This window comes from Ruegeria sp. CH10 (assembly GCF_056537125.1).
Genome location: NZ_JBQFQY010000005.1, coordinates 1 through 21,811, shown reverse-complemented (window position 1 = coordinate 21,811; position 21,811 = coordinate 1). Strand labels below are relative to the sequence as shown.

Annotated in this window: 13 protein-coding genes and 1 pseudogene; 1 reads left to right on the top strand and 13 read right to left on the bottom strand. The window is 59.2% G+C overall.

The window, feature by feature from the left end:
• Positions 1-12: 12 nt before the first annotated feature.
• The 11 genes from ACRZ94_RS15025 to ACRZ94_RS14975 form a co-directional block, all read right to left on the bottom strand.
• Complete coding sequence (locus ACRZ94_RS15025) at positions 13-1,983, bottom strand: ABC transporter ATP-binding protein (RefSeq protein ID WP_480797707.1); 1,971 nt, start codon at positions 1,981-1,983, stop codon at positions 13-15.
• A 1-nt stretch (position 1,984) separates the two neighbouring features.
• Complete coding sequence (locus tag ACRZ94_RS15020; RefSeq protein ID WP_480797706.1) at positions 1,985-3,127, bottom strand: ABC transporter permease; 1,143 nt, start codon at positions 3,125-3,127, stop codon at positions 1,985-1,987.
• Positions 3,128-3,130: 3 nt separating this feature from the next.
• Positions 3,131-4,138 carry an ABC transporter permease gene (locus tag ACRZ94_RS15015; protein ID WP_480797705.1) on the bottom strand — a complete coding sequence of 336 codons (1,008 nt, stop codon included), beginning with the start codon at positions 4,136-4,138 and terminating at the stop codon, positions 3,131-3,133.
• A gap of 72 nt (positions 4,139-4,210) precedes the next feature.
• Entirely contained in the window at positions 4,211-6,265 is a 2,055-nt protein-coding gene (locus ACRZ94_RS15010; RefSeq protein WP_480797704.1) for an ABC transporter substrate-binding protein, read from the bottom strand.
• Between the two features lie 191 nt (positions 6,266-6,456).
• The gene (locus ACRZ94_RS15005) at positions 6,457-8,433 is read right to left on the bottom strand and encodes a heparinase II/III domain-containing protein (protein ID WP_480797703.1); all 1,977 of its coding nucleotides are present in this window, start codon (positions 8,431-8,433) and stop codon (positions 6,457-6,459) included.
• Positions 8,434-8,568: 135 nt separating this feature from the next.
• A complete protein-coding gene (locus ACRZ94_RS15000; RefSeq protein ID WP_480797702.1) occupies positions 8,569-9,720 on the bottom strand; it encodes a hypothetical protein in 1,152 nt (383 codons plus the stop codon).
• A gap of 414 nt (positions 9,721-10,134) precedes the next feature.
• Positions 10,135-11,463, bottom strand: a complete 1,329-nt coding sequence (gene glnT / locus ACRZ94_RS14995) for a type III glutamate--ammonia ligase (protein WP_480797701.1) — start codon at positions 11,461-11,463, stop codon at positions 10,135-10,137.
• Between the two features lie 72 nt (positions 11,464-11,535).
• Entirely contained in the window at positions 11,536-12,864 is a 1,329-nt protein-coding gene (locus ACRZ94_RS14990; protein ID WP_480797844.1) for an FMN-binding glutamate synthase family protein, read from the bottom strand.
• 20 nt (positions 12,865-12,884) lie between these two features.
• Positions 12,885-13,568, bottom strand: coding sequence for a protein GlxC (locus ACRZ94_RS14985; RefSeq protein WP_480797700.1), 684 nt, complete (start codon positions 13,566-13,568; stop codon positions 12,885-12,887).
• A 1-nt stretch (position 13,569) separates the two neighbouring features.
• Positions 13,570-14,493, bottom strand: coding sequence for a class II glutamine amidotransferase (locus ACRZ94_RS14980; RefSeq protein ID WP_480654723.1), 924 nt, complete (start codon positions 14,491-14,493; stop codon positions 13,570-13,572).
• 174 nt (positions 14,494-14,667) lie between these two features.
• Positions 14,668-15,294: a helix-turn-helix domain-containing protein gene (locus ACRZ94_RS14975; RefSeq protein ID WP_480654722.1), complete on the bottom strand. Its 627-nt coding sequence runs from the start codon at positions 15,292-15,294 to the stop codon at positions 14,668-14,670.
• Between the two features lie 540 nt (positions 15,295-15,834).
• Here ACRZ94_RS14975 and ACRZ94_RS14970 point away from each other — a divergent pair.
• The gene (locus ACRZ94_RS14970; protein ID WP_480797699.1) at positions 15,835-19,773 is read left to right on the top strand and encodes a beta strand repeat-containing protein; all 3,939 of its coding nucleotides are present in this window, start codon (positions 15,835-15,837) and stop codon (positions 19,771-19,773) included.
• A 109-nt stretch (positions 19,774-19,882) separates the two neighbouring features.
• Here the strand turns inward: ACRZ94_RS14970 and ggt are convergent, their stop codons facing one another.
• Entirely contained in the window at positions 19,883-21,634 is a 1,752-nt protein-coding gene (gene ggt, locus ACRZ94_RS14965) for a gamma-glutamyltransferase (protein WP_480797698.1), read from the bottom strand.
• 79 nt (positions 21,635-21,713) lie between these two features.
• Positions 21,714-21,811, bottom strand: a pseudogene (locus tag ACRZ94_RS14960) (universal stress protein); the annotation flags it as partial.

The window sequence follows — 21,811 nt, the reverse complement described above, 5'->3', positions numbered from 1 at the left end:
CCTGACCTTTCGTCACGAAACATGTGCAGGTGCCGGTTGCGCTATCACGTCTGGGGCGGTCTCAGGTGTTGGGCCATCGACATAGTGGCAGGCGACAAAATGCCCTTCATCCACCTCAACCAGCTTGACGGGAGCGCTATCAGGATTGAACCCAACCGGTGCGGCGGTCAGGGCGACGCTGTCACCAAGGACGGTTGCGACGGGATGCCGGAACCCACCTTCCAGCCGGATCGGTGTAAATTCGGCGTCCGGGTCCGGGTGTGGAACAGCACTCAGCAGGGCCTGCGTATAGGGGTGCTGGGGCGAATAGAATACTTTTTCGGTCGGGCCGTATTCAACAAATTTCCCATGATACAGAACGGCGACGCTGTGCGAGATTTGCGCGACCACCGCCAGATCATGCGCGATGAACAGAAAACTGACGCCCATCTCTTGCTGTATGTCTTTCAGCAACTCAACAATCTCGGCCTGAATGGACACGTCCAGCGCGGAGACACATTCGTCGCAGACAACAAATTTGGGTTTGGACACCAGCGCACGGGCAATGCAGATCCGCTGTCTCTGCCCACCCGAGAACGCGTGTGGGAAACGGCGCAGATGTTCCAGATCGATCTTGCACCGCGTCGCGATCTCGCGCACCCGCGCGTCAATCTCATCGCGATTTTTCATCTGACCTGATGCAACCAGCGGCTCGGCGATGATGTCACGCACCGTCATACGTGGGTTCAGGGATGAATACGGGTCCTGAAACACAAGGCTCATCTCAGGGCGGAAGGACCGCAACAGATCACCGCCCAGCGAGTGCACGTGCACCGGCCCCTCGTGAAACGCCATGTTCAGCTTGGACCGCACCGCGCGCAGCTCTTCCGGGCTGGCATGGGCCAGATCGATGTCGCCTTTCTTTTTGCGATGGAAAACCACCTCGCCACCCGAGGGGTCGATGGCGCGCAGGATGGCCCGCCCCACCGTGGTCTTGCCAGAGCCGGATTCCCCCACCAGCCCGACGGTTTCCCCCTTTTTGATGGTGAAACTCACATCGTCCACGGCCCGCACCTTGGTGACATCGGTGCGGAACATGCGTTTGGTCTTAACATCGAAATCGACCACAAGGTTTTTGACGTCGATCAGGGGGCGGTGTTTCTTGCCGGTCAGCGGGGCCGGTGGCGTAACACGATCGAGCCGTGGGATCGCTGCCAGCAACCGTTTGGTATAGGCCTCTTGCGGGGTGCGGATGACATCACGCACGGTGCCGCGCTCGACCACCTCACCTTTTTGCATGACGACCACATCGTCAGCCACTTGCGCCACCACGCCCAGATCATGGGTGATGAAGATCATTCCCATCTCAAACTCTTCCTGAAGCTTTTTCATCAACTTCAGAACCTGGGCCTGAATGGTCACATCCAGCGCCGTGGTCGGCTCATCCGCGATCAGCAGGGCGGGACCGGCGGACAGGGCCAGCGCGATCATCGCACGCTGACGCATACCGCCCGACAGCTCATGCGGATATTGATCGAAACGCTGCGCCGGGTTGGTCAGCCCGACCCGGTTCAGCATATCCACCGCGATCTCGCGCGCCTCGCGGCGGCCGACCTGACGGTGCAGGCGGATCGCCTCGCTCATCTGATTGCCGATGGTGTAGACGGGCGAAAAGCTGGCCATCGGCTCTTGAAAGATCATACCAATCTCACCGCCGCGCAACCGGCCAATGGTTGGATCACCGCGCCGCAACGCGGTCACGTCGATCTTTTGCCCGTTCTTTGCGTGGTAATCGATCCGCGACCCCGGATCGATCATCGCGGTACCCGGCAGCAGCCGCATCACCGCCTTGGTCGAGATTGACTTGCCCGACCCGGATTCACCAACGATCCCAAGGGTTTTGCCCTTTTCGACCGAAAATGAGGCATTACGCACCGGCGTGATCAGCCCCTCATCTGTGCGGAAGGAAATGGAAAGGTTTTCGACATCAAGAATTTTGCTCATGTCACCGTACCTCGGCATAGGGGTCAGCGGCGTCGCGCAAGCCGTCGCCGATCACGGTAAAGGCCAGCACCGCCACCACGACAAAGATTGCCGGGATAAACAGCCACGGGGTCTGCTCGATCGCGCGCACGGATTGGGCCTGCTGCAACAGGACACCCCACGAGACCGATGGCGGACGCAGGCCGAGGCCGACAAAGGACAGCGCCGTTTCCGACAGGATCATATAGGGAAAGCTGATCACCAGATCGACGATGATAAAGCTGGTAAAGCTGGGCAGCATATGTTGGGCGATGATGCGCCCCGGACGTGCCCCGGCCAGCCGCGCGGCGACCACGTAATCCTCATTGCGGATCGACAGCAGCTGCGACCGGATGCGCCGCGCCAGGGTGGGCCAGCCGAACAGGCCCAGGATCAGCGTCATCGCGAAATAGACCTGCGTGGTCGACCATTCCTTGGGCATCGCAGCGGCCAGTCCCATGTATAGCGGGATGATGGGGACCACGCGGATCACCTCGGTCACACGCTGGATGATGTTGTCGATCACCCCGGCGAAATAGCCCGCAATCCCGCCGATGATCAGCGCCAGCACGAATGAGATCATGACGCCGATCACCCCGATCGACAGCGATGTGCGCGTGGCATAAATCGTGCGGCTAAAGACGTCTCGGCCCAGATCATCGGTGCCCCAGAAATGGATTTTCTGGTCCACATCGGGGCTGAGTCCCACCAGATGGCGGTCCGTCGGAATAAAGCCCAGCAGCTTGACCGGCTCACCCTTGACGAAGAACTGCAGATAGTGGCGCACCTCGGGGTCCGGCACGGAAATCGCGCGCAAGGTGACGGGGTCGCGTTCGGTTTTGGTGCCATTGACGAACGGCGCGATGGAACAGCCCCCTTCGTCACAGAAACGCGGAACCTGCGGTGCACCTTCGATATAGTTTGTGTCGCGGGTCACGGGGCCATAAGGCGCCACGAATTCGGCAAAGATACCGGCCAGCGCCATCAACCCAAGGATCGAGGCAGCGATCATCGCCGCGCGATGACGGCGAAAGCGCCACCAGATCAACGTCCATTGCGAGGCGGAATAGTATTTCAGGCGTGCCGCCTCGTCGGCGGTCTGTGCCTGATGGGTTGCGTCTGTCATGGATCAGGCCCCCAGTTTGATGCGCGGGTCCAGCCACGCGAGCAATAGATCGGAAACGAAGTTCATGAACACGATGACAAAGGTCAGCATCAGCAGGATCGCCCCCGCCACGTTCATGTCGAGGTCCAGATAGGCGCGCAGCAGCAGCTCTCCCAGCTCGGTCAGGCCCAGCACCACGGCCACGATGGGCAGTTCGGAAAAGATGCGGTTCACGTCGAACCCGATGGTTGAAACCACGGGGTTGATGGCCAGCCGCATCGGATATTTGACCAGCAGCTTCAACTCGGGCACGCCACGTGCGCGGGCGGCAGTGACCGAAAGCTTGTTCAGCTCATCCGACATGGTGGCCCGGACGGTCTGAATCTGGATCGCCACAGCGGACCACGCCAGCACGACCGCAGGCAGCCAGAGGTGTTTCACCAAATCCCAGAACTTGCCCAGCGACCATGGCGCATCCCGGTACTGGTCCGAGAACAGTCCACCAATATCCGCTCCGAACCAGCGGTTGGCGAAATAGAGCATCACCAGAGCCAGCAGAAAGTTCGGCAGCGCAAGGCCAAGGTAGGAAAACACCGTCAGCCCATAATCGACTGCTGACCCACGCCGTACCGCGGCAAAAATGCCGATGGGGATCGATATGATGTAGGTCAGCAGCAAGGTGGAGAACAGGATCCCGGCGGTCAGCCAGGCCTTGTCTCCGATCACTTTGGTTACCGAGGTTTCAAAGGCGAACGCCTGCCCGAAATCACCGCGCAGAACGATGCCGCCGATCCAGTCGACATAGCGCAGCAGCATGGGTTTATCCAAACCCAGATCGCGCCGGATCGCCTCGATATCCGCTTCGGTGACATTCACCCCGGTGCCCGAGTATTTGCGGAATGCGTAACGGTCGGCATAGTCGCCGGGTGGCAGCTCCATGATCAGAAAGACCATCACCGATACCAGCAGCATCGTGATGACCATTCCGACAAAACGCTCCAGAGTGAATCTCAGCAAAACGGTGTCCCCCATCAGGCCCTTTAAGGCCAATACCAGAGCGCAGATGGGCTGCGCTCTGGTCCATTGTTCAGACGAATGTCTGAGTTACTGCTCAAGCCACCACTGCGAGGGGCGGTAGGGATAGGTCCAGTAGAAGTCGTAGGTCTTCGACTTGATCGGCTTCACGTTCTGCAGGTCGTTGCGATACAGGAACGGCGCAACGATGTCGCCGACGGTGCCGATTTTCAGCATGTTGTCGGTGTGGATCTTGACGATCTCTTCGCCCAACTTGTTGCTTTCATCTGTGCCCATTTCGACCTGAATGAACTTTTCGCTCAGGTCCCACAGTTTCTTGATGTCTGCGGGCGGCTCAGTGCCTTCGCTGCCACCGCTGGTTTTCCAGGCGGCCCAGCCAAAACCGGTGCCGGGGTTGAAGAAGTCACCAAAGGGCGGGACGAAAACAGTCACGTCCTGGCTGATGGTCGGACCGGCGTTGCCGTCGTATTTCCAGGTGGTAACGTCCAGATCGTTGTTGTTGCCCGAGGCACGGTATTCGTCCGAGGTGACCTCTTTCAGGTCAACGCGCACGCCGACCGCCGACCAGTAGTCGCGGACCAGCTCCTGCATTTTCACCGGCACACCCTGAGACGAATAGACCAGACGCACAACCAACGGCTTGCCATCGGCGCGTTCCACGGTGCCGTCGCCATCCGCATCGGTCAGGCCCATCTCGGCCAGCAACGCCTTGGCGGCTTCGGGATCATACGCGATGTCGCGGTTCAGAACCTCGTCCGAGACAAAGGATACGGTTTTGGGTTCCGCAGGCACACCCTGCATCGGGGTGCCTTGGCCCAGATAGACGATCTCGTTGATCTCGTCGCGGTTCATCGCCATCGACATGGCGCGGTTAAAGCGGATGTCGTTGAAGATTTCGCGCAGAACCGGGTCCTGATGGGTGCGGTTGAACGAATAGAATACGTTCTCACCAAAGGTGGGGGCGAAGTTGATGGTGTAGCCACCCTTGCCTTCGTTTTCCTTCAGCAGCGGGAAGTCCTCAAGGAAGACCGCCTGCTGTTTCCAGACCACTTCACCGTTCATGATCTTGAGGTTCTGAACCTCTTTGTCGCCCACATAGGTCTCAACGATTTCGTTGATATAGGGCAGCTGGTTGCCTGCGGTGTCGACCTGGTGGAAATAGGGGTTCGCCACCAGTTTACGGCCTTCGGCGGTTTCTTCGACAACGATATGGCTTTCCAGCGTCGGCACCACGGAGCGACCGATCTTGGCCGCTTTTTCAGCGTCTTTCAGCAGCGGGCTGGGCACGTCTTTCCAGTCCGAACCGCCATAGTAGAAATCAACCGCGGCAGCGGCGTTTTCAAAGCCGTATTCCTGTGCCAGCGATTCCGCGTTTTCGTTATACTTGGGCATGAACTGGCCCAGGAAGTGCTTGGGCTGGAACGGCTGGCCGTAATCCACGGCAAAGCGGTTCAGAATGCCCGGGGTCGGCACCGGGAAGGTGAACTGGACGGTGGTGTCATCCAGCGCCTCAACCTGCGCCTGTTCACCGGCAAACAGCCAGCGGTCGGGGGTCTTGTCGAAGACATCGGGGTTGTAGACGATGTCGTTCATCCAGAAGGCGACGTCATTGGCAGTGAACGGTGCGCCGTCCGACCATTTGTGGCCGTCGCGCAGTGTGATGGTCAGTTGGGTGTAGTCGTCATTCCAGGACCACGCCTTGGCAACGTTCGGAACCACGGTCTGCAAATCGTCGGCATAGCGGACAAAGTTCACGTGACGCACCGACAGCAGGTCCGAGGTGCCCGATTCGGTCGCCTTGGACAGGCCGGTGATGACACCGCCATACTGACCGATCGTGTCATAGGGCATAACGACCAGCGGCTCGGCCGGCAGACGCTCGGCCACGGGGGCCAGATCGGCGTTGCCCAGAATACGGCTGTTCAGCTCGGCAATGGCGGGGTTTTCAGCAAAACCCAGCTCGCACGAGGCGGCATCCTGCAGTTCAGCCAGTTCCAGCTGCTGCGGGTGAACGGGGCTCAGGCCCATGGGGTCCGCAACGGTGGCAGCGGGGCAATTGGCCAACGCCGGGGTGCCCAGGGCAGCCAGCGCGGTGAACGAGAGCAGTGAGGTACGAAGTTTCATAACCATCCCAACATTTTTGTGACGTCGGGTGTGCTATGCTTCGAAGTTAACAAATTTATGATACTTCGCGAGGTATAGAAAAAGGCTATGCCGCCCGAGATGACACAAAACTGTCGTAAAACTGCGTTTCGGGGGCTCAGGCCAAAATTCCGAAGGAACCCGGTGTTATGGATTTTGGGAAAGGCGCCGGTCTATGGCGCAGTGGTTCCATGCGATAGCGTTGCGTTGAAACGCCATTCTTGCAGGGGTATGAGGGTTTGGTCCTTTGTGGCCTCGACCGGTTCGAAGAGGACGGTGATGGTCTGCGCTTTGGTCAGGTCTTGCGCGGTCAGATCGATCATCAACCGGGTGATCCCTGTGTTTGGGTTTTGCGCCCTGCAATCCGAATTGAACGGCGTGTTGCAGGGGTTGGCCGATTGCAGGGAAAAAGCCGCCGTCTGGGGTGAAAGAATCCGGGCCCGCAACTCTTGCCCGTCTTGTTTCAGCAGCGCGCTTCGCCCGTCTACAGACACTTGCGCCGCAGTATGCATGGTCCAGGAAACAGGGTCAGTTTGACCACCCGCAATCTCATCCTGAATCAAAATCCGTGCGCCGTCGATCAGGGCAATTCCGCGTTTCACCGAGCCCGGCGCTTGGCCATAGGGATCGGACAGATCGGCAATCGCGTAGTGAAATCCGGGGAACTGTCCGAAGTCCTCAATCTGTGCGCGGCCCAGCGTTTTCTGGTTGCCACCCCCGAAGGTCAGGGTGTTTTGTCCGATCGTCGCTGTACGGTAATAGTCAAATCGCTTGTCGGTGAAGTATCCCGGCAGGTCATAGTTCCCCAAGCCCAAATCCACCGCCCATCTTACGCCCTTCGCCTCAAGCACGAAGGTTCCCGCATCCAGGTTGTTGTGGTGACTGCGCAGCGGACCGGCCTTGATCCCGACATAGGTAGCCTCGGGGTCTTCCCAGGCCGAGCGCATCGTCACCAGACCCAGATTGCCAAACCAGAAGGATTTGGGTCGTTGATCCTCAGGCAGCGGTTGGTCTGGCTGCCCCCAGATCAGCGCAAAGGCCGGGTGCGAAGACTTGGCCATGTCGGTCAGAAAGCTGCGATAGTCCGGCCGCTGGAAATGCGTTGCAAACCACTCCAGCGGGACCAGATCGGTGCTGGTGTCACTGTCACCAAAATTGAACAGCATGCCGGTGGGTCCGGTCGCATGCATCAGAAAGTCGCCAAACTGCGACAGCCCGTCCGAACGGGACAGGCCAAAGTCATGCCCCAGAACCGAGGTCAGAGCAGTCATAACGACGGCGGCATCACGGGCAGAGAGCGCGCCGTACATCGGGCCTTCGGGCCAGGCCCCGTCGGGGGCGAATTCGGCAAATCCGTTTCTGAGGGAAATCTGCGCCTGTTCGATGATGCGGTTTGACAGGTCCGGTGCGGTCTCGGACACAGCAAGCGCCGCAACAATCATTCCGGAATTGCAGATCAGGTTCCAGTTGAACGAGGCAACGGGCCAAGTGATATCGGCCGTCGCCGTCCCATCAGGCAGCGCGCTTGGAACGGGCGTCGGATGCTGCCATTGCTGGGGCTGTACCCAGCCCTTGTCGAAATAGACCTGATTCAGATCGTAAATCTTCATCCCCTCGGTCAGCGCCTTGTCGATTAGCGCATTGCGGATGGCGATATGCTCGCTCTCGTTCAGCGTTTCACTGATCCAGCTATAGCCCAATGCAACCGCCAATGAGATGCGCCCGACGCCCAGAAAAAACTCGGGGTGCCAGGTTTCTAGCGCCGCCAGTTGCAAAAGCTCGATCCGCGTGCGCTCGGCAAAGCGTGGATCACCGGTCAGCCGCCATGCCATCGCCAAATCTGTCAGTCGCTCGGCAGGTTTCTGACTGAAGCCCCGAAAACCATGCGGGGTTTTGTTGTCTTGCACGTCATAGGTTTCCGCAATGGTCGGTTGGGTCAGGTATTCCTCGGCCCTATCCAATAGCGCTATATAGGCCATGGCAGTGCGAGAGTCGGTTTCGCGGTTGATCAGAATGCGCGCAACCACCTCATCGGTTAGCATAATCTGCGGGACGGTGTTCTGGGCCTGCGCGCCAATGGAAAACAGGCTGAGTGCAGCGCAGACCAAAAGTATGATCCGCCGACGTGTCGGCCCGAGTGTTTTGACCAAGATGCCGCTCAGTCTGTTCGCGTGCCTCATCAATGCAACTGCCTTTGGAAAGTCCTTAAACTGGCCGGACCAGATTTAACCCAGAATGCGCAATCTTGCATCTTAAGTTCTTTGTGCCCGGTATCCCCAAGTGGATCACCCTGTGCCTCTATCGGATGTCGCGGCAAAGAAATCCGGATCAAAAGGTAGCCGAATTTCACCTGTGGCGTTGCATATAACCAGTTCGGAGCCTGCGACATGAATATCCGTTACATGTGTCCAACCGTCCGGGCGAGGTACAGCCCCAATAACGTGCCGAATGACGACCGTCGCGCCAAGCGGAATGGCCGTCGGCACCCCCTCTCGCGACACCGGGTTCGCAGCCAGGGCCCCCTGATGACCCGCAGACCCGGCGGCGCATCCGTCTTCAATGCCCAGAACGCCGGTATTTTTTCCATCCCACGGCCAATCCGTGCGACCACCATTCGAGTGCCACAACATGGTCACAGGCAACACGCGCGGGTCTTTGAGGACAAAAACAAGGTCATCCTCGGTTTCGCGGATAACAGTGCTCCAGCCAAGTGTGGCCCGGGGCTGTTCGACCAGCGTCACAAAATCCTCACACCCTTCTGCGATTGGCAGTTCGGACAGGTCAATCGTCCCGCCCTCTGTCGCGGGCACCGGGTTGAACCCTTCAACCCGCGCGGGGCACATAAGTGCGTTACGCCCCTCCACCAATGGGGTGTCCGGCGTCAAGGTTGCGGATTTGGGTGACACTGACAGCCAGCCGCGTGTGCGGATACGGACCATGGGGTGATGCGCCAAAGTCAGAGCGCTATGGCCACCCTGTAATACGTGCGTTTGGTACAGAATGGGGGCATCTTGCGCCAGTTTGAGGGATTTCGTCAGTGACGCCCCCATGATCGGCTTGTCCAGCGTCAACTCAAACCCGTCAGGGTCCGCCCGATTAACTGTCCAAGGGCTGTTCGCGCTCCAACCATGCAAAGGGGAAGGTTCGACGTCAGAAAGTCCAAACGGGGCGCACAGGAAGTCACCCGACAGGTTTCGGTCCACCTGCGGCATGTCGTCGGGCAGATCGCCACCGACCCAGTGGGCCGTGTGCAGCGGCGCAATTTGGCGATGCCCGAAGTCAAACGACAAATCGCGCAGGTTGCCGGCCGCCGGATCCAAGCTTACCCTGCCTGCCTGTGTTTCTGCCTGAACCCAATCCATCCGTGTAGTTCCCTTTGCTGTCAGACCTTCATTCATGCCGATTATGCGATCCGTATGGAAGCGGTAGTTGGACACCAGGACAGGCACCGTGCCTGGGAACCGCCTAATAGCCCCCCACATGTTGCGCTGTTGGCCGCTTGTCCCGACAGGCTTGCGGCGTGGTCCATCAAGCCCAGCTTACCTTCGTTTTACTACGCATCGATGCGTTCCCGGTCCATGAGCTCAGGATACACTACTTCCGAATTGATGAAGTCACACGTGTGCAGATTGCTGGGAAAACGCCCCAATTAGATGGCGTGTTTGTGGATCAAATCGACGGCGAGTGTTCCATCGGGCATTTCAATCCCACGCAAGGATCACAGGACTATACCCCCGCTTCATTGTCGATGACCATGCGTTCGGAACTACGTCCCATCAGGCTGCTTAGCATGCAGCAAAATAAAAAGACCGCAGAATTCGCTGCGGTCTTTCGGTCTTCATCACACCCGCTCAGATATCCAGCGTGTGCTCTTTTTCCCAGCGCGAGAAATGGCTTACGAAGGAGTTCCATTCCTGATGCTTCATCTTGAGGAATGCGGATGAGAACGCCTGCCCCATCATCTCTTTCAGCTCAGAGTCTTTGTCAAATTCGCGCAGACCGTCCAGCATGTTCAGCGGCAGCTTGGGCGCATCTGAGACGGTGTGGCCTTCGGCGTACATGTCGATGTCATACCGTTTGCCGGGATCGGCTTTGCTGCGGATGCCGGACAGGCCAGCGGCGATGATCACCGCCTGTAGCAGATAGGGGTTTGTGGCCCCGTCCGCCAAACGCAGTTCGAACCGGCCCGGTCCGGGGACGCGCACCATGTGGGTGCGGTTGTTGCCCGTCCATGTCACAGTATTGGGCGCCCACGTGGCCCCCGACATGGTGCGCGGGGCGTTGATACGTTTATAGCTGTTCACGGTCGGGTTGGTAATCGCCGCCAGCGCGCTGGCATGTTTCATGATGCCGCCGAGGAAGTGCTTGCCCTGCTCGCCCAGACCCACCTCACCGGTCGGGCCATCGCCTTCACCGGCGAACACGTTGGTCTTGGCATCCGCCCCCGGCGCATCCCAGACCGAGATATGAGCATGGCAGCCATTGCCCGTCAGCCCCTCGACCGGCTTGGGCATGAAGGTGGCACGGAAGCCGTGTTTTTCGGCCACCGATTTGGTCATGAACTTGAAGAACGAGTGCTTATCGGCGGTTTTCAGAACGTCGTCAAACTCCCAGTTCATTTCGAACTGGCCATTGGCGTCCTCGTGGTCGTTCTGATACGGCCCCCAGCCCAGTTCGAGCATGTAGTCACAAATCTCGCGTACCACGTCATAGCGGCGCATCACCGCCTGCTGGTCGTAACAGGGCTTTTCTGCGGTATCGAACGGGTCGCTGATCTGCTCGCCATCCGGGGTGAGCAGGAAGAACTCAGCCTCGATTCCGGTTTTGACATGCAGGCCCTCGGCGGCGGCCTCGTCGATCAGACGTCGCAGCACGTTGCGCGGGGCCTGGGCGACATCTTCGCCCTCCATCACGCAGTTGGCGGCAACCCATGCGACCTCGGGCTTCCATGGCAGTTGGATAACCGAAGACGGGTCCGGCACCGCCAGCATGTCCGGGTGCGCAGGGGTCATGTCCAGATAGGTTGCAAAGCCGGCAAAGCCTGCGCCCTCTTCCTGCATATCGGCAATGGCCTGCGCGGGCACCAGCTTGGCCCGCTGTCCACCGAACAGATCGGTGAACGAAATCATGAAGTATTTTACGCCGTTTTCCTTGGCGAAAGCTGCCAGATCTGTCGTCATGGTCGGCTTTCCTTTCCCTGTTGAACCAAAAAAGAAAGGGCGCAACCCCGGTCAGGGTTGCGCCCGCTTATATCAGAACCCGGCTTTGCCCGGATACCAGTCGGTGCCCGCCAAAGGCACGCGCGCCATGGCGGCGGCCTCCATCGTCAGGGCGCACAGATCCTCGGGTTCGAGGTTGTGCAGATGATTGTGCCCGCAGGCGCGCGCAATGGTCTGCGCCTCAAGCGTCATGACCTTCAGGTAATTGCGCAAACGGCGCCCGGCATCGACCGGGTCCAGCCGCGCGGCCAGTTCCGGGTCTTGCGTGGTGATGCCCGCCGGGTCCTGCCCTTCGTGCCAGTCATCATAAGCGCCGGTCGTGGTGCCCAGCTTTTGATACTCGGCTTCCCATTTCGGGTCATTGTCCCCCAGCGCGATCAGTGCCGCCGTGCCGATGGCCACCGCATCCGCGCCAAGCGCCATCGCTTTGGCCACATCCGCACCGGTGCGAATACCGCCCGAGATCACAAGCTGCACCTCGCGATGCACGCCCAGATCCTGCAGGGCCTGAACGGCGGGGCGGATACAGGCCAGCGTCGGGATACCAACATGTTCGATGAACACATCCTGCGTGGCCGCCGTGCCGCCCTGCATGCCGTCCATCACCACCACATCGGCCCCGGCCTTCACCGCCAAAGCGGTGTCATAATAGGGTCGCGTCGCGCCGACCTTGACGTAGATCGGAACCTGCCAGTTGGTGATCTCGCGCAGTTCGAGGATTTTGATCTCCAGATCATCCGGCCCGGTCCAGTCCGGGTGGCGACAGGCCGAGCGCTGGTCGATCCCCTTGGGCAGGGTCCGCATCTCGGCCACGCGGTCGCTGATCTTTTGGCCCAGCAACATGCCGCCGCCACCGGGCTTTGCGCCCTGCCCCACCACGATCTCGATCGCGTCAGCCTTGCGCAGGTCGTTGGGGTTCATCCCATAGCGCGAGGGCAGATACTGATAGACCAGCTTGGTCGAATGACCGCGTTCCTCGGGCGTCATGCCGCCGTCGCCCGTCGTGGTCGAAGTGCCCGCCGCCGATGCGCCACGGCCCAAAGCCTCTTTCGCGGGGCCGGACAGCGCGCCAAAGCTCATGCCCGCGATGGTGATCGGGATGTCCAGCTGGATCGGGTTCTTGGCGAAACGTGTGCCCAGCGTGACCGAGGTATCGCAGCGCTCGCGATATCCTTCCAGCGGATAGCGCGAGACAGAGGCCCCCAGAAACAGCAGGTCATCAAAATGCGGCACCTTGCGTTTCGCGCCACCACCGCGGATGTCATAGATGCCGGTGGCCGCCGCGCGGCGAATTTCCGCGTTGATCGGGTTGGAAAAGGTCGCCGACTGGATCGGCACGGTGCGGGGGGTCTGATCGTCCATATCTTTCATACCCTTTATCCTTAGTAAGCGGCCGATTTGTCGACGTCGAAATTGTAAAGCTGCCGGGCCGAGCCATAGCGTTTGAACTCTTCCGGCTTGGCATCTGCGCCTGCGCGCTCCAGCAGGTCCTTGAGGATTTCCAGATGCTCAGGCCGCATTTCCTTTTCGATGCAATCGGCACCCAGGCTCTTGACCGAGCCGCGCACGAACAGCCGCGCCTCGTACAACGAATCCCCCAGCGCATCGCCCGCATCGCCGCAGACCACCAGATTGCCTGCCTGCGCCATGAAGGCCGACATATGGCCGATATTGCCATGCACCACGATGTCGATCCCCTTCATCGAGATGCCACAGCGTGAGCTTGCATTGCCCTTGATGACCAACAGCCCGCCATGACCCGTGGCCCCGGCATATTGGCTGGCATCGCCATCAACGATGACCTGACCGGACATCATGTTCTCGGCCACACCCGGCCCGACCGAGCCTTCTACCTTTACCGTCGCCTGCTGGTTCATCCCCGCGCAGTAATAGCCGGTTGAACCCTTCACCGTCACCTCAATCGGCGCGTCCAGACCGACGGCGATGGCATGGCTGCCCTTTGGGTTGACAACCTGCCAGCTGGTCTGGTTGGTCTCTTTGCTTTGCTCCTGCAGGGTCGCATTCAACCCGCGAAGGCCGTCTGCCTCAAGATCATATGTCTGCATATCAGGCGGCCTTTTTGTTGGGAGAGTCGTTGTGCGACCAGAAATACACCGTAGCGGGTTCCGGCTCCCACACGCGGGCGTCTTCGATGCCGGGCAGGTTCACCAGCGCGCGGTATTCGCTGCCGAAAGCCACATATTGGTCGGTTTCCGCCATCACCGCCGGCTTGCAGGCAATCGGATCACGGACCACGCCGAACCCGTCTTTGGTGCCAACAACAAAGGTAAAGAACCCATCCAGATCCTCAAGGCTGCTTTCCAGCGCCTCACCCAAGGACGCACCGTTCATCATCTTCCAGGTCAGATAGGCGGCACCCACCTCGGTATCGTTCTCGGTCTGAATATGTACCCCTTCGCGGCGCAGCTTACGGCGCAGAGAGTTATGGTTCGACAGCGAGCCATTGTGCACCAGACACTGGTCATCCCCGGTATTGAACGGGTGCGCGCCCATCGTGGTCACAGCCGATTCCGTCGCCATCCGCGTGTGGCCAATCCCATGGGTGCCGGTCATGCCATTGAGGTTGAACCGTGCGGCCACGTCCTTGGGCAGGCCGACCTCTTTGTAAATCTCGAGGCTCTCACCCCGGCTCATGATCCGGACCGAGGGGCGGATCTCGGCCAGTGCGGCGCGCGCGGCGTCGAACTGTGTGCCGGGAACATCCAGTACCGCATGGGTGTCATTGATCGCCTGGGTCACGGTTGCGCCCAAACGCTGGCCCAGCTCATCCGCCAGACCGGCAAAGTCCTGTTCGGGGTTTGCAGATTGAACAGTGACCTTCGTAGCGCCCTGCGTCGGATCGCCATAAATCGCGATGCCAGCACTGTCGGGGCCGCGGTCGGTCATGGTGATCAGCATATCCGTCAGCATATCACCGAGTTTGGGTGACAGTGACTGGTCCTTCAGGAATAGTCCGACAATTCCGCACATGGCAGGCAGTGTCTCCTTGCGTGTTTCGTTGTGATTCTACGCTAGCGGCAAAACTGAAGGGCTTCAATAATTATAGGAAAGTTATTTTCCTAATGGGCAATATTTGCCCAAACTTTGGGCACCCGCTCTTTTGCAGAGCTGGCTGTTCGGGTTAAATCCACGGGCTGCAGCCGCTCAGTTTGTCTGGGGGTAACTGATCACCGACAGGTATCGCGCCGGCAGGGTCACAAGACGCTCGGGCCCATGCGGCGCATCCGCGTCAAAGAACAAAGTGTCACCCGGCTCAAGCGCATAAACGTGGTCACCGTGACGATAATCCACCGCGCCCTCCAGCATGTAAATCGTTTCAATCCCGCCATGCTGGAACGTGGGAAAGATGTCGGACTGTGCCGTCAGCGTGATCAGATAAGGTTCTACGATCACGCCTGACCCATTGGCACCAATATGGCCCAAGAGGTTGTATTGATGGTTCGCACGTGTGCCTTCACGTTCCTGCTCGACCCCTTCTCCGGCTTTTGTGTGCACGGCCTCGCGGTGTTCTTCGAACCCGCGAAAAAAGCTGGTCAGAGGCACCGAAAGCGCGTCAGCCAGCAATTGCAGAGTTGTCAGCGACGGCGAGGTGTTGCCGTTTTCGATTTTGGACAGCATTCCGATCGACAAACCCGTGACCTGTGCAAGCTCTGCCACCGTGGTGTTTTGCTGCTTGCGAAAGGCACGGACTTCGCGACCAATGGCGACTTCCAGTACTTTCTCTCTCTCACCCGACCGGATTGAGTGGGGGTCCTGGGTCAATTTTGTCATGGCTGCGGTGATCTGTCGTTTGGCTGTCATCTCTCGTCGGCTTTGCTACAGGTGTTCGCGCCCGTTCGGCAGGGGGCGGGTTGCTTCAGGTCCCAGGTAAGGCGAGCATAGCTTATTTGCATCACCGGGGGTGAATTGTTTTTCCGGTCAGTGCAAGGGTGCGGGCTTGGTTAAATGTACGCTTTGAACAAACGGTTTGCTGGCCGCCCCGCTGTACCGATCACAGGCATAAGGGGGATTGAACAATGCTCAGAGCTGCCGTCCTCGGGTAGCCGTTTTTCTTAACTCTGTCTGTCGTGCCAAAAGTATCAGAGTGATATTATATTGTGTGTTCTGAATGCAATACCACTATATCTTCACCTATTTTAACTCTCTGCCACATTTACGCCCAGCTTTGACCTCACGTAATAGTTAACAAAAAGTTACGGAATATATCCCAACAAGAGGACGACAAGGATGAGGGGTTGCGCAGCTGAGCGCACACGGGAACGTGTTGCGCGTGGGGGTCGTGTTGTAAAATGGAAAGGCCGGGTGGCAAGTATGGCACCGTCGGTTTTTCTGGCGTCGATTTCGGTGGCCGCGCTTAGCGCGGGGATGGCTGGGGCCGAGACGATTTCGACAACGGTGAACGTACCAGAGACATTTATTTCAAATGATGTGGACACGATCACGTCAACCGGCGCGATTGTACTGACGACGGGCGATCCCAACGGGCCCGCGGCGACGCTTGACCCCACATTTGTGTCCGGTCGCTTTGACTATACCGGCACTTTCACCAATGACGGAACGATCTCGGTCACAGGGTCCGACCGTACTGAACCAACCGCCCTGGAATTGACTGTTCTGGGAGCGGCCGGAGTTCTGCGCAACAACAACGTCATGTCGGTCGATGTGACGGCTGGAAGTCCAGCCGATGTGCGCGGTATCAACGTTACCGTCGACGCTGGGGGTCTGATCGACAATTCGGGTCAGATCGACCTTCAGTCCACCGGAACCTCTGGCCCGGCCAGCGCATCGGGCATTCGCATCGGGCGCAACCTGACAACCAGCGGCGTGATCTCGAACACGGGCGCGATCAGCGTGCGCACAAGCGCTGCAACCAGCTCGGCCGAGTCCATGGGGATCCGGGTGGACGGCAACGCAAATGGCTTGATCACCAATGCGGGCACAATCACCGTTGCCGCCACCGGTCCGGGTGGCAGCACGGCGTCGGCCATCGGTATCTCGGTCAGAGGCAACGCAGTGTCCGGGCTTTCGAATTCAGGCACAATCAGCGCCAGCGCCAGCAATGCGTCAACCTTGCTGGCCGCTGGGCTGCAGGTGCGGGGGAACCTGATCGGAGGCTTTGATAACTCGGGCACGATCCAGGCAAACACGTCGGACAACGGCCCGACAGGCATCGCGCTTGGCCTGCAGGTTGGGGGCGATGTGGCTGGCGACATTACCAACAGCGGACAGATCACGGTCGCTGGAAATGCCACAACCTCTGCGACAGCCTGGGCTGTGCATGTTGAAGGGAACCTGACAGGCAACCTCGACAATTCAGGCACCATCACGGCCATTGCGCAGGGCACATCCGGCAGCGCGGACGCTGCAGCCGTCTATGTCGAAGGCGATACGACGGGCAATATCACCAATTCCGGCACCATTGTCGCAACTGGCATTGCCTCTGCTTCGGCTTCTGCCGGGGCCTATTATTTGTCGGGCGATCTGAACGGCAGTTTCGAAAACTCGGGCACCATAACGGGCACTGCAACTTCGACCGACGACTCGGCTGAGGCTTACGCCCTGTATGTCAGCGGCGAGATGACCGGCGATATTGTCAACAGCGGCACGATTACTCTGAACGCCCAAGGTGCGTCCTCGGCCGATGCCATCGCGTTTGAAATCCGCGATGGGTTGACCGGCGATTTTGTCAATAGCGGCACAATTTCGGTTACCGCCACGGATCAAGAAGATGACGAGGTTGAAGCTTACGCGCTGGAAGTGCGCGGAGGTATGACCGGGAACATTACCAACACCGGCACGATCCGGGTTGAGGGCAACGGTTTTTCCGAGGCCACGGTTGCCGGGTTCGACATCTCGGGCGGGCTTGAAGGTGATTTCCTCAACTCGGGCACCATCACGGTGATCGCAACAGATCAGACCGAAGAGGTCGAAGCCTATGGGTTTGATATCAGCGGTGGCATCGAAGGGAACATCACCAACACAGGCACGATCCACGCGGAAGGTCATGGTTATTCCTCGGCCACCGTTGCAGGTTTTGACATCTCAGGTGGTCTGGAAGGCGACTTCAACAACTCGGGAACCATCACAGCTATCGCGACGGATCAGACGGAAGAGGCCGAAGCCTACGGTGTCGACATCAGCGGCGGTGTCGTCGGGAACGTAACCAATTCCGGTACGATTCATGCCGAAGGTCATGGGTATTCTTCGGCGACGGTGTCGGGTTTTGAAATCTCCAGCGGGCTTGAGGGCAACTTCCTTAACTCAGGTACCATCTCTGCGGTCGCAACCGACCAAACCGAAGAGGCCGAAGCCTACGCGATCTATATCAGCGGTGGAACAACCGGAGACATCACGAACAGCGGCTCGATTTCGGCCAACGCCATAGGCTTTAGCGAAGCGACTGCAGCTGGTGTTTATGTCACGTCCGGTCTGGAAGGCGACTTCAACAACTCTGGCTCGATCACCGCGGTCGCGACCGACAATACCAGTTCTGCCGAAGCCTATGGGTTCTACAGCAGTGGTGAGGTGACCGGCAATATCACCAACAGCGGCACGATTGATGCTACAGCCAACAATCTGGATACGGCTTCGGCCTATGCTTATGGCATTTTCCTTTCGTCCACTTTGGACGGTACGCTGTCAAACTCGGGCGTTGTGACGGCCACCAGCGTTGCAACCGATGACAACGCTGAATCCCGTGCCATCTATCTGCGCGACGATACTGATGCGGTGATCCAGAATAGTGGCGAAGTCTCCGCAACAGCAACCAGCGAAAGCGATGCCTCGGCCCATGCGGTTTATATTCGCGGAGCCTATTCCGGCGATCTGACCAACAGCGGAACGCTGTCGGCAGAGGCCCGGATCAACATGGGCACAACCGAAGCCGCCGCCAGCGCTGCCGGTGTATGGGTTGAGGATATGCAGGGCACATTCTCGAACACCGGTACGATCACCGCAACGGCTTCGGGGGCGCTGGAATCTGAGGCCTATGGCCTGTATTTCGAGAACTTCGATGGCGAGATCACCAATGTCGGGCAAATCTCGGCCACCTCGGATACGGGTAATGCCTATGCGATCTTCCTGGGAACAGGAACAGGCACGCTGAACCTGGTCACGTCGGACCAGGTCGAAGGGTTGATCCGCGTCGAAGATCACAACGTCAATCTGGACGCGGCCGGTCAAAGCGCGATCTTCTCGTTTGAGGATGCGGACCCCGGTGAAGGCGCCTTTGTCACCACAACCTCAGACCCGAATTCCGGCTGGTTTGTGCAGGACGAAGGCGGTTCCGCCCCGGTCTATGCCAGCGTGGTCGCCTCGGACGTTCTGATATCGTCTGACGTCGTGGCCTATTATGGCAACCTTCTGAGCGGTTCGACCGGTGCGCTTGGCTATGACGCGCAGGGTCAGGTCACGCGTAACGCAACAACCGGCCGTGTTTCGGGCCTGACCTTTGGCGGGTTCCGCCCCTATGCCGCGGTTGATCTCGCCTCGCGCCGGTTCGAAAACGTGCCCGGCAGCGATACGGATGTGAACAGCGTGAACGGATCGGTCGGCTATTCCGGCCAACTCGACAGCGGTTTGGCCGTGGCGATCGGTCTGGGTGTCTTCCGCGCCGATGGTGATACGGACACCACCGATTTCGACACGGACGGGGTTTACCTGGACGCCGCGATCGGACGCCAGTTCGGGGCCTACACGGTTGAGGCCGGTCTGGGGTATGGCTGGTTGTCGACTGATCGGTCGCGCGAGATTGTGGGCAGCAATGATGCGGATGCTGACTATGATAGCACCCTGCTGACGGCCTATCTGGGGGTCGAACGGTCCTTCGAAGCCAGCAACGCCTTTGACCTGCTGGCCTTCGGTGATCTGCGCTACACCCGCCAAGAAGACGACGGCTATACGGAAACCGGATCTTCGGCCAATGCAACTGTGGGCGACAGCACCACAGAGGTGATCGAGGCACGTCTGGGGCTTGAAGCTGAAAAGGCATTGGGCAACGGAGGCATCCTGATCGGCCAGGTGGCTGGCGTTCTGCGCCGGGGTCTGGGGGATAGCGATGCGACGGTTTCACTGTTCGATACCACTCAGACGCTGACCTTCGCCTCGACCGACTTCAATGGTGCCAGCATTCTGCTGGGGTACGAACATGAGCTGGTCACCAACCTGCAGTTCGAAGCGAATGCCGAGCAGGAGATTGGCGACGACGCTCAGGGGCCGAATTTTCAAGCCGGGCTCAGATGGTCTTTCTGATCTGGGATAAATCCAACTGAACCAAACAATTTAGGCCCGGGCAATCATCTGCCCGGGCCCTTTTTTTTGACTGGCCCGTTTTGGGCCACCGCTATTCAGTTCTGTTGCGTTACTGCCCCAAAGCCACACCTTCGCGGCGTGGGTCGGCGGCCCCGATCAGCTGTCCATCCTTGATCAGGATTGCATGCAGGCCCGAGTTCAGGTCAACCGTCTTGACCTCATGACCCTTGGCCGTCAACGCCTCAACGAAATCAGCAGCAGAAGTTTCCTGTTCCACATCCATGCTCGATCCGTTGCGGTGCACGAAATGGCCGGTCTCGATGGCGTCCTGCGGGTCCATGTCCCAATCAAGGATCGCGATGATGGTCTTGGCCACATAGTTGATGATGCGGCTGCCGCCGGGCGAACCGATCAGCAGATAGGGCTCACCATCCTTCATCACGATGGTCGGCGACATCGAGCTGCGCGGACGCTTGCCACCTTCGACCCGGTTCGCCACCAGACGGTCGCCATCCTTGGGCGCGCGGTCAAAGTCGGTCAGCTCGTTGTTCAGCAGGAAGCCCCGAACGAAGACACGGCTGCCAAAGAAGGTCTCGATGGTCGTGGTCATCGACAGCGCGTTGCCGTACTGATCGCGGATCACGATATGGCTGGTGCCGGGGCGATCGGGGTTCTGCGACGGAGCAAACAGCGCGGTGTGATCGCGCGGCGGCTCACCTGCCGAGCGCTTTTCACTGGCGGCTGCCGGGTCGATCATTTCCGAACGCAGTTTCAGGTAATCCTTGTCCAGCAGACCTTTGACCGGGACGTCAACGAAATCGCTGTCAGCCATATACAGCGCGCGGTCAGCATAGGCCAGCTTGGCGGCCTCGGCGTAGAGGTGCGCCAGCTCAGCGTTCCAGCCGATGCCTTTGAGGTCAAAGTTGTTCAGGATGCCCAGAATCTGCCCAACGGTCAGCCCCCCCGAGGTCGGCGGACCCATGCCGCAGACGTCATAGCCGCGATAATCGGCACAAACGGCGGGGCGAACCTTGACGCGATAGGCGGCCATGTCTTCCAGCGTGATGTTGTTTTCCACTTTCGAGGTGGAGTCCGCCGCAGCAACGATATCCTCAGCGATCGGGCCGTGATAGAAGGCGTTCGCGCCCTGATCGGCCAGAATACGCAGAGTCTCGGCGAAATCGGGATTCTTCAGCAGGGTGCCTTCGGCCAGCGGGCTGCCATCTTCGTTGAAGAAATATTCCTTGGCACCGGGGAAGACGTCCAGATAACGTTCACGGTCAATGGTCGACTGGATCGAGTTTGCCATACGCGGCGACACTTCGAACCCGTTCTCGGCCTGTTCGATGGTCGATTGGAACAGCGAGGCCCAGTCTTTCTTGCCATAGAGGTTATGGGTCACTTCCATCAGACGCAGGATGCCCGGCACACCCACGGCCTGCCCGCCCGAGATCGCCTCGGCAAACGGGATCTTCTCACCTTCGGCGTTCAGGAACCGTTCTGGCGTGGCCTTGGCGGGCGCTTTCTCGCGCGCGTCAAAGGTGGTCAGCGTTTTGGATTCCGCATCCCAGTACAGCAGGAACGCGCCGCCACCGATGCCCGAGGATTGCGGCTCGACCAGGTTCAGCATCAGTTGCACAGCGATCATCGCATCCGCTGCAGTACCGCCTGCGGCCAGCACGTCATAGCCTGCCTTGGCGGCAATCGGGTTGGCGGCTGAGACCATGAACTCAGTTCCAGTGACGGAGTCCTTGTCTTCCCATCCGTACCCGTATTCCGGCGCAGGGTCCTGCGCGCTGGCCGAGCCCGCAATGACCCCAAGGGCCAGCGCGACGCTGGTTCTTAATATTGTCCTCATCATTAAGTCCTCCGATTGATGACGGGATTTTCTGAGAAACTGTTTACACTGATACTTTGGTCACATTTTCCTCATGCGGGCGTCAGCGAACCACGTATACGGATGCAGTTGAGTGTCTGACGACTCTGGCGGCGTTTGGGCCGAGGAGGTAGTCTTTGAGGTCTGGTTTGTGGGCTCCGA